The 13,034-nt window shown below is 58.3% G+C and carries 13 protein-coding genes; 4 read left to right on the forward strand and 9 right to left on the reverse strand.

The features are described from left to right. The first annotated feature begins 16 nt into the window (after positions 1-16). A complete protein-coding gene (locus FY528_RS07215; protein WP_149070320.1) occupies positions 17-1,546 on the forward strand; it encodes a GH3 auxin-responsive promoter family protein in 1,530 nt (509 codons plus the stop codon). 27 nt (positions 1,547-1,573) lie between these two features. Continuing rightward, entirely contained in the window at positions 1,574-2,083 is a 510-nt protein-coding gene (locus tag FY528_RS07220) for a toxin-antitoxin system YwqK family antitoxin (RefSeq protein WP_149070321.1), read from the forward strand. Between the two features lie 387 nt (positions 2,084-2,470). On the opposite strand, the gene FY528_RS07225 is transcribed toward FY528_RS07220, so the two are convergent. The 6 genes from FY528_RS07225 to FY528_RS07250 all read right to left on the reverse strand — a co-directional run bounded on the left by FY528_RS07225 (position 2,471) and on the right by FY528_RS07250 (position 6,937). Beyond that, positions 2,471-3,253 (reverse strand): TIGR00266 family protein, encoded by a 783-nt coding sequence (locus FY528_RS07225; protein ID WP_187632042.1) that lies wholly within the window; start codon positions 3,251-3,253, stop codon positions 2,471-2,473. A gap of 192 nt (positions 3,254-3,445) precedes the next feature. Beyond that, the gene (locus tag FY528_RS21220) at positions 3,446-3,811 is read right to left on the reverse strand and encodes a hypothetical protein (protein ID WP_187632037.1); all 366 of its coding nucleotides are present in this window, start codon (positions 3,809-3,811) and stop codon (positions 3,446-3,448) included. Between the two features lie 179 nt (positions 3,812-3,990). Continuing rightward, positions 3,991-5,532 (reverse strand): glutamate--tRNA ligase, encoded by a 1,542-nt coding sequence (gene gltX / locus FY528_RS07235; RefSeq protein ID WP_149070323.1) that lies wholly within the window; start codon positions 5,530-5,532, stop codon positions 3,991-3,993. Between the two features lie 102 nt (positions 5,533-5,634). Further along, entirely contained in the window at positions 5,635-6,249 is a 615-nt protein-coding gene (locus FY528_RS07240; RefSeq protein ID WP_149070324.1) for a pentapeptide repeat-containing protein, read from the reverse strand. Beyond that, positions 6,249-6,434, reverse strand: a complete 186-nt coding sequence (locus FY528_RS07245; protein ID WP_149070325.1) for a hypothetical protein — start codon at positions 6,432-6,434, stop codon at positions 6,249-6,251. The genes FY528_RS07240 and FY528_RS07245 overlap by 1 nt, the downstream gene beginning before the upstream one ends. Before the next feature lie 113 nt (positions 6,435-6,547). After that, on the reverse strand, positions 6,548-6,937 hold the full coding sequence (locus tag FY528_RS07250; protein WP_149070326.1) for a Rid family detoxifying hydrolase: 390 nt from the start codon (positions 6,935-6,937) through the stop codon (positions 6,548-6,550). A gap of 63 nt (positions 6,938-7,000) precedes the next feature. Here FY528_RS07250 and FY528_RS07255 point away from each other — a divergent pair, with 63 nt between their 5' ends. Next, positions 7,001-7,669: a 3-hydroxyacyl-CoA dehydrogenase family protein gene (locus FY528_RS07255; RefSeq protein WP_149070327.1), complete on the forward strand. Its 669-nt coding sequence runs from the start codon at positions 7,001-7,003 to the stop codon at positions 7,667-7,669. Between the two features lie 71 nt (positions 7,670-7,740). On the opposite strand, the gene glmS is transcribed toward FY528_RS07255, so the two are convergent. From glmS to FY528_RS07270, 3 genes are all read right to left on the reverse strand, one after another. Continuing rightward, a complete protein-coding gene (gene glmS, locus FY528_RS07260; protein WP_149070328.1) occupies positions 7,741-9,576 on the reverse strand; it encodes a glutamine--fructose-6-phosphate transaminase (isomerizing) in 1,836 nt (611 codons plus the stop codon). A 103-nt stretch (positions 9,577-9,679) separates the two neighbouring features. Next, positions 9,680-11,146 carry a DUF4270 family protein gene (locus FY528_RS07265; RefSeq protein ID WP_187632038.1) on the reverse strand — a complete coding sequence of 489 codons (1,467 nt, stop codon included), beginning with the start codon at positions 11,144-11,146 and terminating at the stop codon, positions 9,680-9,682. A gap of 40 nt (positions 11,147-11,186) precedes the next feature. Then, positions 11,187-11,999 carry a glycogen/starch synthase gene (locus FY528_RS07270; RefSeq protein WP_149070330.1) on the reverse strand — a complete coding sequence of 271 codons (813 nt, stop codon included), beginning with the start codon at positions 11,997-11,999 and terminating at the stop codon, positions 11,187-11,189. Positions 12,000-12,127: 128 nt separating this feature from the next. Here FY528_RS07270 and panC point away from each other — a divergent pair, with 128 nt between their 5' ends. Continuing rightward, positions 12,128-12,979, forward strand: coding sequence for a pantoate--beta-alanine ligase (gene panC / locus FY528_RS07275; protein WP_149070331.1), 852 nt, complete (start codon positions 12,128-12,130; stop codon positions 12,977-12,979). The last annotated feature ends 55 nt before the right edge of the window (positions 12,980-13,034 follow it).

Genomic DNA, 13,034 nt, shown 5'->3' on the forward strand with positions numbered 1-13,034 from the left:
TGAACAGCGGGAGTAGATGATTAGCAACATCCTGACGTGGGCCGTGCAACGGCGCCTGGCCAGCATCGACCACTTTCGCCAGCACCCCCTGCCGGTCCAGCAGCAGGTATTCGAGAGCCTGCTTTACTCCGCCCGCGACACGGCCTGGGGGCGCGCGTATGGCTACGGCGAAGCGCCCAGCCGCCAGGAATTTGCCCGGCGCGTGCCCGTGAGCACCTACGAGCAACTGTACCCGTACCTGGAGCGCATGCTGCAGGGCGAAACCGACGTGCTCTGGCCCGGGGCCACCACGTGGTTTGCCAAGAGCAGTGGCACTACCAACGCCCGCAGCAAGTACATTCCCGTGTCGCGCCAGAGCCTGCACGAGTGCCACTACCGTGCCGGCCGCGACATGGCCGCCCTGGCCACCAGCCTGTATCCGGAGGCTGATATTATGGCGGGCAAGACGCTGTCGTTGGGCGGCACCCACACCAGCAACCCGTTTCGCCCCCACACCGACTCCCGCGTAGGCGACGTGTCGGCGGTGATTATGCAGAACCTGCCGGCCTGGGCCGAGTTTCTGCGCACGCCTCCGCTGGAGCTGGCCTTGCTGGACGAGTGGGAGGAGAAGATAGAGCGCATAGCCCAGCACGTGCAGCATATTGATGTCACGACGCTAGCGGGCGTACCTACCTGGATGATTATGCTCCTGCGCCGGGTAGTAGAGCTGACGGGCGCCACCAACATCACGGAGGTGTGGCCTAATCTGCGCTTGTTCCTGCATGGGGCTGTGGCCTTCGGACCCTACCGGGAGCTGTTTCGCCAGCTGATTCCGAGTGAGCAGATGCGCTACCTCGAAATCTATAATGCCTCCGAAGGCTACTTCGCCTTCCAGGACCAGCCCGACTCCGAAGACCTGTTGCTGCTGCTCAACCACGGGGTGTACTACGAGTTCATCCCCGCCGACCAGTTTGAGGCCGAACACCCAAGTACAGTACTGCTGGAAGACGTAGAACTGGGCCGGAACTACGCCTTGGTCATCAGCACCAACGCCGGGCTGTGGCGCTACAAGATTGGGGATACGGTGCGCTTCACTTGCCTGGCACCTTACCGTATTCGCATTTCGGGGCGCACCAAGCACTTCCTCAATGCATTTGGAGAAGAAGTAGTCATCGAAAACGCCGACGCGGCCTTGGCAGCAGCCTGCGCTGCCACGGGCGCCCTGGTGCAGGACTTCACCGCCGCCCCGGTGTACTTCAGCTCCGCCGATGGCGCTTCGCGTGGGGGCCACCAGTGGCTGGTCGAGTTCATCAAGCCCCCGCAGGATGAGCTGCAGTTTGCCCAGATCCTCGACGCCACCCTGCGGCAGGTAAACTCCGATTATGATGCCAAGCGCCACCGGGATATAGCGCTGGCGCCGCCCCTCGTGCAAACCATACCAAGTGGCACCTTCGAGCGGTGGCTGGGCAGCAAAGGCAAGTTAGGCGGACAGCACAAGGTGCCCCGGCTGAGTAATTCGCGGGAAGTAGTAGAGGATATTCTCCGTCAGCTAAGCAATTCAGCGTAAATTCAGTCTTCTGTATTCCGAAGCACGATGAACAAGTTTGCACTACCTCGCTGGGTCAATACTGCTGCTCTTGTAGGCATAGCGCTGAGCGTTGTGCCGGGCTTGCTTAGCAGTTGCCACACGGCCCAGGTAGCCATGAAAGGAGGTAGGGCTTCCCGCAACCAGCTTGATGCGCAGAAGGAGCGGCACGGGCGGTGGCGCGTCTTCTACGACGACTCCAGCACCCAACTAGCCACCGATGGGCGCTACCGCCACGGCAAGCCCGTGGGCCGCTGGCGTTACTATAGTCCAAAAAACAGCTTAGCTCGGCAGGAGCGGTATCGGTGGTGGAAAACTGGCCGATTGCTTGTAAAGGAATTCTACCCCAACGGAAAGATTGCCAAGAAAGGGCAGGCGCAAATTGTGCGCGAGGGCGACGTCGTCCATTTTTATTGGTTTGGTCCCTGGCAGGAATATGCCGAAACCGGTGCCCCTGTCTCCCGGGCGTGGTACAAAATGGGGCAATTACAGCACCGGGAGCCATTACCTGCAAAATAGGGTGAGAGGGTGGTTTGCCTGCGCAAGCGGTAGGAGAGTAGACAGGTAGCCGCTGATTTTGAGCAAATCAGCTGAAAATCCTATATTAGTCACCCTACTCGCAACCCCCGCCCGCACTGTGTCAGAACCTGTCCCTCACCGCCCGCGCCGCTACAAGAAACGGTATCGGCTGCCCCGCAAAAAAAAATCCAAAACGGCGAATAAGGTGCTGTTCGGATTGCTTGGGGTATTGTTGCTAATACTAGTAGGCAGTCTGATTGTTGTAGGCTTGAATTCAGAGGTGCAGTGATAAACTTCTATTTAGGGACCCGACGCCACGCCGCCGGAAATCTAACACAGCTGGGGCTTTGCAAACGAACATCAACGTCTGCAAAGCCCCGGTTGCGCTTACTCGTCCAGCAGCCCGCCCGCTAATCGGCCCAGGATGCTGCCGCTTTCTTTCTGAGCGTTGCCGCCCCCGGGCGCCAGGGCCTGAATAAGCTTTTTCACGGGCATCGATTGTAGCCACACCCGACCCGTGCCGCGCAGGGTGGCCAGCAGCAGCCCTTCGCCCCCAAAAATCATGGATTTGAGTCCGCCGGCGCGGGCTACGCTGAAGTCGATACCCGGCTCAAAGGCTACCACGCAGCCAGTGTCTACGCGTAATAACTCGTTGTTCAGGTGCTTTTCAATAACGGTGCCCCCGGCGTGGATAAAGGCTCTGCCATCACCGGTGAGCTTTTGCAGGATGAAGCCTTCGCCCCCAAAAAATCCGGCGCCCAACTTCTGGTTGAAGTGAATGCTGATTTTGGTGCCCCGGGCAGCAGCTAGGAACCCGTCTTTCTGCACAATGAGGCCCTGGGGCAGCGTGCGCAGGTCCAGCGGGATGATGGTGCCGGGGTAGGGCGCAGAAAAGGCGACGTGGGCTTTGCCGTAGCCGCCGCGGTGCGTGAAGTGCGTCATAAACAACGACTCGCCGGTAATCAGGCGCGTGCCGGCCGAAAAGAGCTTGCCCATAAAGCCCTGGTCGGGCTCCGAGCCGTCGCCCATCTTGGTTTCGAAGGCAATGGCCTCGCTCATGTACACCATGGCGCCGGCTTCGGCAATGACGGTTTCGTTGGGGTCCAGCTCTACTTCGAGCACCTGAATGTCGTTGCCGAGAATCTTGTAATCGACGTCGTGAGAGTTTATCATAGCTTAAAAAGAAGGAGTAAGCGCAGCTGTAAGCGTTGAAAGCCTAAGTATAGCAAATGCGGCGTAGAACCCACTGACTTGGGCTTTTCATCGGCTAAAAACAGCGCCCCACCTTACGGCCCGTGAGGGCAGTAGAGTGGGGCGCTGCGTGACCTGAATGGTCTGAGAGCCAGAATACAGGCTTTGGTGCTAGTCGGTTTCCTCCGCGGCTGTAGGGCCTACGGCTTCATCTTCGACGGTGGAGCCTTTCTTGCGGGCCTCCTTACTGGTGCGGCGCATAAAGTCCTCATCCGACTCTTCGGGTTCGCGCGTGCCGTCTTCTACTGGGAAGGCGTCGTCTTCGTCCTTCTCGCCAAACTGCCCATCACGGTTCACCAGCTTCTTGTCGCGCACGTGGCGGTTGAGAAAGTGGTTGATGTCTTCGATGGAATAGTTGGAGGTGATTTCGCCCAGGGGGTTTACCTTGATTTCGAAGCCTTCCAGTTCTTTATGTACCCGGGCTTTTTTCTCGGGGTCAGCTTTCTTCTTTTTCGGATTTACGGGTTTCTTGGCCATACTACGAGCAGCTAAAGTCTAAGCAGTGAACGACAGCCAGTAAACGACCGGCCTAGAAGCTACTACTACGAAGGCGCCGCGCCGTCGGTTAGCCCCGTTCCGGGCCCAAAACAAACATCCACCCCCGCAGCCAGCAGAAAGCGGCTGAACACGGGAGTGGATGATGCAAAGGAGAAACGTTACGCGGGCAGCTGACTGATGGCCTGCTCCAGCCGGGCCGCGGTTTCCTGCGGACCCAGAATACTCATGATGTGCATCAGGTCGGGGCCGGCGGCGGCGCCGGTTACGGCCACGCGCAAGGCTTGCAGTACCTGCCCAATTTTGATGCCCTGGCGCTCCAGCACCTGCGTGAGCAGTGCTTTGATGGCCTCAGGGGAGGTGTCGGCGGCGGTGGGCAGCTCTCGGGCAAATTCGGCCAGTGCGCCGGCTACCTGGGCGTTCCACTTTTTGCTGATGACCTGCTCGTCGTAGCTGCTGGGGCGCTGGAAGAACAGCTGGGCTTCCCGGGCCAGGTCGGTAGGGAAGGTGGCCCGCTCTTTTACCAGGGCGGCTATCTGCTCGGCTTTGGCGGCGTCCAGCTCCTGGCCTTGTGCCTGTAGGGACTCCACCAGGTACTGCGCCAGCTCAGCGTCGGGCTTGGCCCGCAGGTACTGCTCGTTGTACCAGCGCACCTTATTCTGGTCGAAGCGGGCCGGCGACTTGCTTACCCGCTCAATGGTGAAGGCTTCTACCAGCTCATCCATCGTAAACAGCTCCTGAGTAGAGCCGGGGTTCCAGCCCAGGAAAGCCAGGAAGTTGATGAACGCCTCGGGCAGGTAGCCACTCTCCCGGTAGCCGCTGCTTACCGTTGGCTCGCCGGTTTCGGCGTCTTTGCCGTGCCATTCCAGGGGGAACACGGGGAAACCCAGCCGGTCGCCATCACGCTTGCTGAGCTTGCCGGTGCCGTCGGGCTTCAGCAGCAAAGGCAGGTGGGCAAACTGGGGCATGGTGCTTTCCCAGCCCAGGTAGCGGTACAGCAGCACGTGTAGCGGAGCCGAGGGCAGCCACTCTTCGCCCCGGATGACGTGGGTGATTTCCATCAAGTGGTCATCCACGATGTTGGCCAGGTGGTAGGTGGGCATGCCATCCGACTTCATCAACACCTTGTCGTCGATGCTGGAGGAGTGCACCACCACCCAACCACGAATCAGGTCGTTAAAGCGCACTTCCTCCTTGCGGGGCACTTTCAGCCGAATTACGTACGGCTCTCCGGCTTCCAGCAGCTGCGCTACCTCTTCGGCCGGCAGCGTGAGGGAGTTGCGCATCTGAGCGCGTGTGATGCTGTTGTACTGCGGGTTGGGCACTTTGGCGGCCGTGAGGCGGGCCCGCATGGCGTCCAGCTCCTCGGGCGTGTCGAAGGCATAGTACGCGTAGCCGTTGTCGATGAGCTGCTGGGCGTACTGGCGGTACATGGGCTTCCGCTCACTCTGGCGGTAGGGCGCGTGGGGGCCACCTACCCAGGGGCTTTCGTCGAGCTGAATGCCGCACCACTCCAGGCTCTGGCGGATGTAGTCCTCGGCCCCGGGCACAAAGCGGTTCTGGTCGGTATCCTCAATGCGGAGCAGCATCTTGCCACCCAGCTTGCGGGCTAACAGGTAATTATACAGCGCCGTGCGCACGCCGCCGATGTGCAGCGGCCCCGTGGGGCTGGGCGCAAAGCGCACCCGTACTTCTCTTTCCATACAATACAGCTGATACGCGCCCGGCACTGATGCCAAAACGCGCCGCAAAGGTAGGCAATTAGCCGGGGAGCTAACAGGTAACAGGCAGAGAAGACGCGGGCCTTATTCGGCAATTACCAGTTCGTACTGCGCGAGCAGACCGGGCAGGCTGTGCAGGGCGAAGCGCGCCTGCTTCACCTGGTTCTGCGCCGGGTCCAGGCTGATGCCTTGGGCCGTAGCAAAGTCGGCGCCCTGTAGGTTGGTCTGGCTGAACACGGCCCGCTGCAGCTGACAATCCTGAAACACGGCGTTGGTGAGGTCAGTGCGGGTGAAGTCGGCTTCCTGCAAGGAGCAACCCACAAAGCGCGTATTGGGCATCACTTTGCCCCAAAAGGAGGCATAATCCAGCTGGCACTTATCAAAATGCACATCGAAGAGCATGTCGCGGCAGGCCATAAACTGCAGCCCCAGCAGTTTGCAGCCGTCAAAGGCCACGTTCTGCAGCGCCGTATTAGACAGGCTAGCTCCGGCTAGGTTACAGTTTTCGAACCGGCACTCACTAAACCGCCGCCCCGACAAATCGGCCTGGCTTAAGTCGAAGCCGATGAAATGAAACTGCTCAAACTCGCGCTGGCCCACCATTTCCGGTGGTAGTACGCGCGTCAGCACGTTTTCCGGCGGAAAGTAGTCGGGCTTGCAGAGGGCTTTAACGGCTTTACGAGGGGTTGGCCGGCGCATCAGTCACGGTTTTTGAAGCTCAGCCAGAGGACTAAGCCGAGCAGGGTAGCTCCACCCCGGATGACCCAGGCAGTAGTTGGTCCCCACTGGTCAATCCAGGTAAGAAACATGAATTTCATGCCCAGGAAGGGGAGAAGCATCGATACCAGCCCGATAATCAGTAAGCCGAGTCCAAGTTCTTTCATACAGCAGCGAAGAAGAAGTGACGAACGGCCAGTAGTTGCCCGAACTGACGGAGAACGGCTGGCTCTCGTGCTTAGTACTTTCCGGCCCCAGGTTTTCCGGCTACCGATAAACTCTATTCCGCCACGGCGATGCAGGAAATTTCTACCTGCACGTCTTTAGGTAGGCGGCTTACCTCTACGGTTTCGCGGGCGGGGGCATAGTCGGCCTCGAAGTAGCTGCCGTAAATCTCATTGATCAGGCCAAAGTTGCCCAGGTCTTTCACGAAGATGCTGCACTTCACTACCTGCCGCAGGGTGAGGCCCGCTGCTGCCAGCACCGCCTGGATGTTGCGCATTACCTGGTGCGTTTCCTGCGCTACATCCCCATTGCCGATCAGTTGGCCAGTGGTAGCATCCAGGGCAATCTGTCCCGAAATATACACCGTATTACCGGCCTGAATGGCCTGACTGTAGGGGCCAATGGGAGCGGGTGCTTCGGCGGAGAAGACAATGGTATGAGCCATGGGAGGAAGGAAAATTCGTGGAAGGGGAAAGCCTATCTTTGGGCCAAAGTAAGCTGAAAATTCATGCATCTGTTCATTGTTGAGGGCGGGCACGTGGAAGAAGAGCTGCGCCGCAAGTTCGGCCCGGCCCATACCTACGACTTCTGCCCGGCCGCCGCGCCCGACCTGCTCACCCGCCTTGGTGCGGCCGACGTTGCCTTCGACCTGCGCGACTGGCCGGAGCTGCACTACGAGCAGCCGCGGCAGCCGTTGTTCTACAACACCGTGGCGCACAGCCTCACCCAGCTTTTCCAGGGCGAGGCCCCGCCCCTGGGCCCGGTGTTTGGGTTCTGCGGCCTGCCCACGCTGATTGACCGCCGCCTACTGGAAGTAGCCCTCCTGCGCCCGGCCGACGCGGAAATGCTGGCCGAGGTTTGTGCGGCTCTGGGCTCCGACTACCGAGTAGTGCAGGACCGGGTGGGGCTCGTGACGCCGCGCGTCATCTGCATGATCATCAACGAAGCATGCTTTACCCTGCAGGAAGGCACTGCCTCGGTCAAGGACATTGACCTGGGCATGAAGCTGGGTACGAATTACCCGCAAGGGCCTTTTGCGTGGGCCAATGCTATAGGCATCAGTCGGGTGTACGAGGTATTGGAGTCAATGTATGTCGACACGCACGAGGAACGCTACAAAGTATGCCCCCTGCTCAAAACCATGCACCTCCGGAGCGAAACATTCGATTTAAGCTAGCTATCAACAACAAAAACAGAAAGGCCGCGCTGAATTTCAGCGCGGCCTTTCTGTTGTAGAGCTACTACGGGCTATTCTACCGTCACCGACTTAGCCAGGTTGCGGGGCTGGTCGACGTTGCAGCCACGCATAACGGCAATGTGGTAAGAGAGCAACTGCAGCGGCACCACCGATACGAGCGGCATCAGCACTTCGCTCGTAGCGGGTACCTCAATGGTAAACTCCGCCATGTCCGGAATCGTGGTGTCGCCCTCCGTCACTACGGCAATGATGCGGCCTTTGCGGGCCTTCACTTCCTGAATGTTGCTAACCACCTTCTCATATGAGCTGTCCTTGGTCGCAATAACGACTACCGGCATGTTCTCGTCAATCAGGGCAATGGGGCCGTGCTTCATCTCAGCGGCGGGGTAGCCTTCGGCATGGATATAGCTGATTTCCTTCAGCTTCAGAGCGCCTTCCAGGGCTACCGGGAAGTTGTAGCCGCGGCCCAGGTACAGGAAGTTCGGCACGTCCTTGAACGTCTCCGAAATCCGCTCAATCTGGTCATTCAGCAACAGGGCTTTCTCTACTTTCGCCGGAATGTTGCTCAGCTCAACCATCAGCTCACGCAGCTTAGAGTCGGTGAGCGTACCACGCTTATGGCCTACAATCATGGCCAGCAGCGTGAGTACCGTCACCTGAGCCGTGAAGGCCTTAGTGGATGCTACCCCGATTTCGGGGCCGGCGTGGGTATAAGCCCCTGCGTCGGTGGCGCGGGCAATGCTACTGCCTACCACGTTGCAGATACCAAAGATGGTGGCCCCACGGCTTTTCGCCAGCTCAATAGCCGCCAGCGTATCGGCCGTTTCTCCCGACTGAGAAATGGCAATAACAATATCGCGCTCCGTAATCACGGGGTTGCGGTACCGGAACTCGGAGGCGTACTCTACCTCTACCGGGATGCGCGCCAGGTCTTCGAGCAAGTACTCGGCAACCAAGCCAGCGTGCCAGGAAGTACCGCAGGCCACAATAATGATGCGGTCGGCATTCACGAACTTCCGCTCGTAGGCGCGCACGCCGCCCATGTTAAGGTGGGCAGCTTCCAGCTCTAGGCGGCCGCGCATGGAATCGAGAATCGAGCGGGGCTGCTCGAAAATCTCCTTCAGCATGAAGTGCTCGTAGCCGCCTTTTTCAATGCGGTCCAGCTCCAGCTCCAGCGTCTGGATGTAGGGCGTCTGCTTTACGTCTTCCTTGGTACGGATTTCCAGCTGGCCGTCTTTGATAACTACCAGCTCATAGTCGTTCACATACACCACTTCATTGGTGTACTCAATGATGGGCGTAGCATCGGAAGCCAGGAAGAACTCGTCCTTGCCAACCCCGATAACCAAGGGGGAGCCTTTGCGAGCGGCAATCAGCTGGTTGGGGTCTTCGCGGCTGAGCACTACAATGGCGTAGGCCCCGATAACCTCGTGCAAAGCCAGGCGCACGGCTTCTTCCAGGGAGCAGCTGTTTTGCTTCTGGATTTCCTCGATCAGGTTGACGAAAACTTCCGTGTCCGTGTCGGAGTGGAACACGTGACCCTGCTGTTGCAAGTGCTGCTTCAGGGCGGCATAGTTCTCGATGATGCCATTGTGGATAATGGCAATACGCTCGGAGGTGGAATAGTGCGGGTGCGCATTCACGTCGTTTGGCTCACCGTGGGTGGCCCAGCGCGTGTGGCCCATGCCAATGTTGGCGTGGGTATCCTTCTCAGCAATAAATGCCTCCAGGTCGGCCACTTTGCCTTTTTTCTTATATACGCTCAACTGGCCGTTGAGCAGGGCCACGCCGGCCGAGTCATATCCCCGATATTCGAGACGACGCAACCCTTTGATGATAATGGGGCAGGCTTCACGATGCCCAATGTATGCTACAATTCCGCACATAGGAGTTCGAAATGAAGGATGAAAGCTGAAAAAAGCGGCCGGTCCCGGCCAGGCAAAAACCTTACCAGCAAACCAGCCGACAAAAATGCACTAAAAGTTCGGGTTAGAGCCGCGAGTAATATACGCGCAACTTAATATTGTCGGCGTCCAGTACGGCGCGGTTTAAGGTTAGGTTGTTCGCCGCTCCCAAGGCTACGGCCGCTACATCACCATTGGCGCGCACGGTAACCAACGTAGAAAGCAGCCGTGGCGACGGAGTAAGCACAAACCCTTCGGGCTTTGGTCCTAGCGTATTCGTGATATAAGCCTGAAGGTAACTCGTAAGCAGAACGCTGTAATACTTGTTTGTAGCGCTAAGATCATTCAACCGCACAATAGCCGCGTTGCCCGATGAAACGGGCGAAAATCCGCTTTCCTGCACCACGCGGTCAACCGACTGGTTGTTGATGTCACGTACCAACACTTGGTTTCGCTTGTTTACCTCGTACAGAAAAGCCTGGCTGGGATAGGCAAACTGCACGTTGGCATACGGTTTTACTGGGATGATTAGTTCCGCACGGTTGATAACTATATTGGACTGCTGGGATAGTTCCTTCAAGCCACTGATGTAGAGCTTGGTAGCTATGCCAGTTCCTTCCTGTAAATAAGTCAACCCATTGGTGCGGGAGGAAGCCACCGAGTCGGCTTCGGACTGCAGAAAGGCCAGGGGCCCGCCCAGTTCGGTTGTTACCTGCGTGAAGTAACGGGGCGCGTTAGGGTCGGGCTGGCCCGTAGAGCTGGCCGGCGCGGCACTGCCGTAGCGAATGGTGTAGGTCCGGTTGATGAGCACCTCCGGCTGCTTGGTTTTGCCGGCCCGGTAATATACTACTGCCCTGGTGGCAGAGGTTCGGTTAAAGCGGACAATGCCACCCTTGTAATTAGCCGAGGGTGCCAAGGCCAAACCCGGTAACAGGTTATCAAGGGTGGCCTGGGAAAACCCGGGGGTATTCAGGGCCGTGAAAAGGGCCGTGGTGAAAGCCGTGCTCTGGCCGCTTTTCACCAGCGGCAAGCGAACCACGTTCACGCTCACTGCTACCCGCTTGGTGGTGGTATCTGTGGTGGAGGTGGGGTTCACCCGCTGCCGCACAAACTGTTTCCGGTTGAGCTGAGCCGGAGCATCCGTCAGCAGCGCCGTGGAGGTAGGAATGGAACTGGAAGAGTTGTACGTGGTGCGCTCATCGAACGGGGCCGCCAGCTTGTACACATCAAGGCGGGGAGCGGGGGTAGTGGGCCCATAGGTATAGTCGAACCCAAAGAAAAGCACCACCGAGTCCAGTTGCGCACCGGTGAACAGAGCCGGAATAGAGTCCCCGCTTATTTTCGTTTCCAGAAAGGTGCGCGCCGTAACGGTGCCCAAGGCACCGTCTTGCAGCCGGCCGGCCAGAAAATGGTTGCGGCCCGTAGTGGGCAGCGAGTCTTGTTGGATGGTAGAGGCCGAAACGGCCAGATCTTTGAACTCCGTGGTAAGCGGGGTGGAGCCCGGAAGCTCCAGTCCTACTGCATTCGGGTCTTCGCAGGCGGTAAGCAGCACAGAAGCGGAAAAGAAAATGGCTGCTGCCCGCTGGAAGGACCTAGTTGGCCAATTCATTATAAAGCGCGTAGTAAGAAGTAAGCAGGGTATCATCGGCCGCAACCTGGCTGATGCACCGGTTCTGGGAGTACTCATTGAACAGGGCGTTCAAATTGTCGCTGAAATCCTCATCTGATTTCACGACGGAGTCGGCATACTGCATGCCAATTTTGATGAAGCCGCCAAAATCAGCCGATTTCAGCTGCTCCAGCATCTCATCATCAATGTCCAGCATCTTGGCCTTCTCGATGATGTCCCCCTCGAATTTGTGCGCAAACTCGTTGTTGTAGATCGTGAAGATGGACTTGGCGTCTTTGAAAATCGGGTCCTTCTTGTACGTAGTTTTCAGATACATCGGAATCAGACCCGTCATCCAGTCGTTGCAGTGTACGATGTCGGGGGCCCAGCCGAGTTTTTTCACGGTTTCGAGTACGCCTTTGCAGAAAAAGATAGCGCGCTCATCATTGTCGGCGTGAAACTGGTTGTTTTTATCGACCAGCACCGATTTGCGGTGGAAGTAATCCTCGTTGTCGATGAAATATACCTGCAGCTTGGCGTTGGGAATAGAAGCTACCTTGATAATCAGGGGTTTCTCCTCCTCGCCTACGGCAATGTTGATGCCCGAGAGGCGCACGACTTCGTGCAAACGGTTCTTACGTTCGTTGATAATGCCAAAGCGCGGTACGAAAATCCGAATTTCCATGCCCATTTCCTGCATCCCCTGGGGCAGCATCCGCAGAAACTCCGCTACCTTGGTCGTCTGCAAAAACGGATTAATCTCCGTGGCAGCATAGAGTATTCTCAGCTTAGACATACAGCTTCCTGGGGTTTTTAATGGGAGGACACACTTTTGGATGCACAAAATTAAACAATTTTAGGCGAAAATTCAATGTAACCCGCCCGAGCGTTGCCGTTGCGACGACGAAGCGGCCCTGTTTGTCTATGGAGATTCTGCAAACCGCAGCCGGGTTGCAAGACCGCACGGAATCGTGGCGGCGCGCCGGGCTACGTATTGGACTGGTGCCTACAATGGGTGCCCTGCACGAAGGGCACTTGCAACTGGTGCGCGCCGCCGCTCAGGAAAATGACGTAGTGGTGGTGAGCATCTTCGTCAACCCCACTCAGTTCAACAATCCCGAGGACTTCCGTCTGTACCCGCGCCTGCCCGAAACAGACGGGGCCTTGCTGGCCGACACTGGCTGCACGGCCTTGTTTGCCCCTACCGTGGAGGAAATGTATCCGCAACCAACGCTGCTACGCTTTGATTTCGGTACCCTGGAGCGGGTAATGGAGGGCGCACACCGGCCCGGGCACTTCAACGGTGTGGCTACCGTGGTAAGCAAGCTGTTTCACCTGAGCCGCCCGCACCGAGCCTATTTTGGCCAGAAGGACTTGCAACAAGTGGCCGTGGTGCGGCAGCTGGTGCAGGACCTGAGCTTTCCGCTCGAACTGGTGGTTTTCCCAACGGTACGCGAAACCGACGGCTTGGCTATGTCGTCACGCAACCGTCGTCTCTCGCTCGAGGCAAGGGCCGTGGCGCCTCATCTGTACCAGGCCCTGACGCTGGCACGCCGCCTGGTGGACGAAGAGCAGACGGTGGCCGAAGTGCAGCGGCAAACCCTGGATTTCCTGCGTCAGCAGCCGGCTATTGAACTGGAATACTTCGACATCAGCGACGCCCGCACGCTGCAGCCGCTGGCGCCGGAGCAGCCTGCCAACGGCCCCGTGGCGCTGTGCCTGGCCGCGTGGCTGGGGGGCGTACGCCTTATCGACAATGTGGTGGTGGAGCGTTAGGAGTGGGGTAGGAAGGCTGCTCCGCCCGTCACGCCGGGACAAGTTTGTATCTTTG

The sequence above is a fragment of the Hymenobacter lutimineralis genome (genome assembly GCF_008271285.1).
In the GTDB taxonomy this organism is placed as follows: domain Bacteria; phylum Bacteroidota; class Bacteroidia; order Cytophagales; family Hymenobacteraceae; genus Hymenobacter; species Hymenobacter lutimineralis.

What these genes read in the sequence shown, in the direction of transcription:
- FY528_RS07250 (WP_149070326.1), bottom strand. Translation starts at nt 6,937, where the DNA reads ATGGCTCATACCATTGTCTTCTCCGCCGAAGCACCCGCTCCCATTGGC.
- FY528_RS07220 (WP_149070321.1), top strand. Translation starts at nt 1,574, where the DNA reads ATGAACAAGTTTGCACTACCTCGCTGGGTCAATACTGCTGCTCTTGTA.
- gltX (WP_149070323.1), bottom strand. Translation starts at nt 5,532, where the DNA reads ATGGAAAGAGAAGTACGGGTGCGCTTTGCGCCCAGCCCCACGGGGCCG.
- FY528_RS07255 (WP_149070327.1), top strand. Translation starts at nt 7,001, where the DNA reads ATGCATCTGTTCATTGTTGAGGGCGGGCACGTGGAAGAAGAGCTGCGC.
- FY528_RS07215 (WP_149070320.1), top strand. Translation starts at nt 17, where the DNA reads ATGATTAGCAACATCCTGACGTGGGCCGTGCAACGGCGCCTGGCCAGC.
- FY528_RS07245 (WP_149070325.1), bottom strand. Translation starts at nt 6,434, where the DNA reads ATGAAAGAACTTGGACTCGGCTTACTGATTATCGGGCTGGTATCGATG.
- FY528_RS07270 (WP_149070330.1), bottom strand. Translation starts at nt 11,999, where the DNA reads ATGTCTAAGCTGAGAATACTCTATGCTGCCACGGAGATTAATCCGTTT.
- FY528_RS21220 (WP_187632037.1), bottom strand. Translation starts at nt 3,811, where the DNA reads ATGGCCAAGAAACCCGTAAATCCGAAAAAGAAGAAAGCTGACCCCGAG.
- FY528_RS07240 (WP_149070324.1), bottom strand. Translation starts at nt 6,249, where the DNA reads ATGCGCCGGCCAACCCCTCGTAAAGCCGTTAAAGCCCTCTGCAAGCCC.
- panC (WP_149070331.1), top strand. Translation starts at nt 12,128, where the DNA reads ATGGAGATTCTGCAAACCGCAGCCGGGTTGCAAGACCGCACGGAATCG.
- glmS (WP_149070328.1), bottom strand. Translation starts at nt 9,576, where the DNA reads ATGTGCGGAATTGTAGCATACATTGGGCATCGTGAAGCCTGCCCCATT.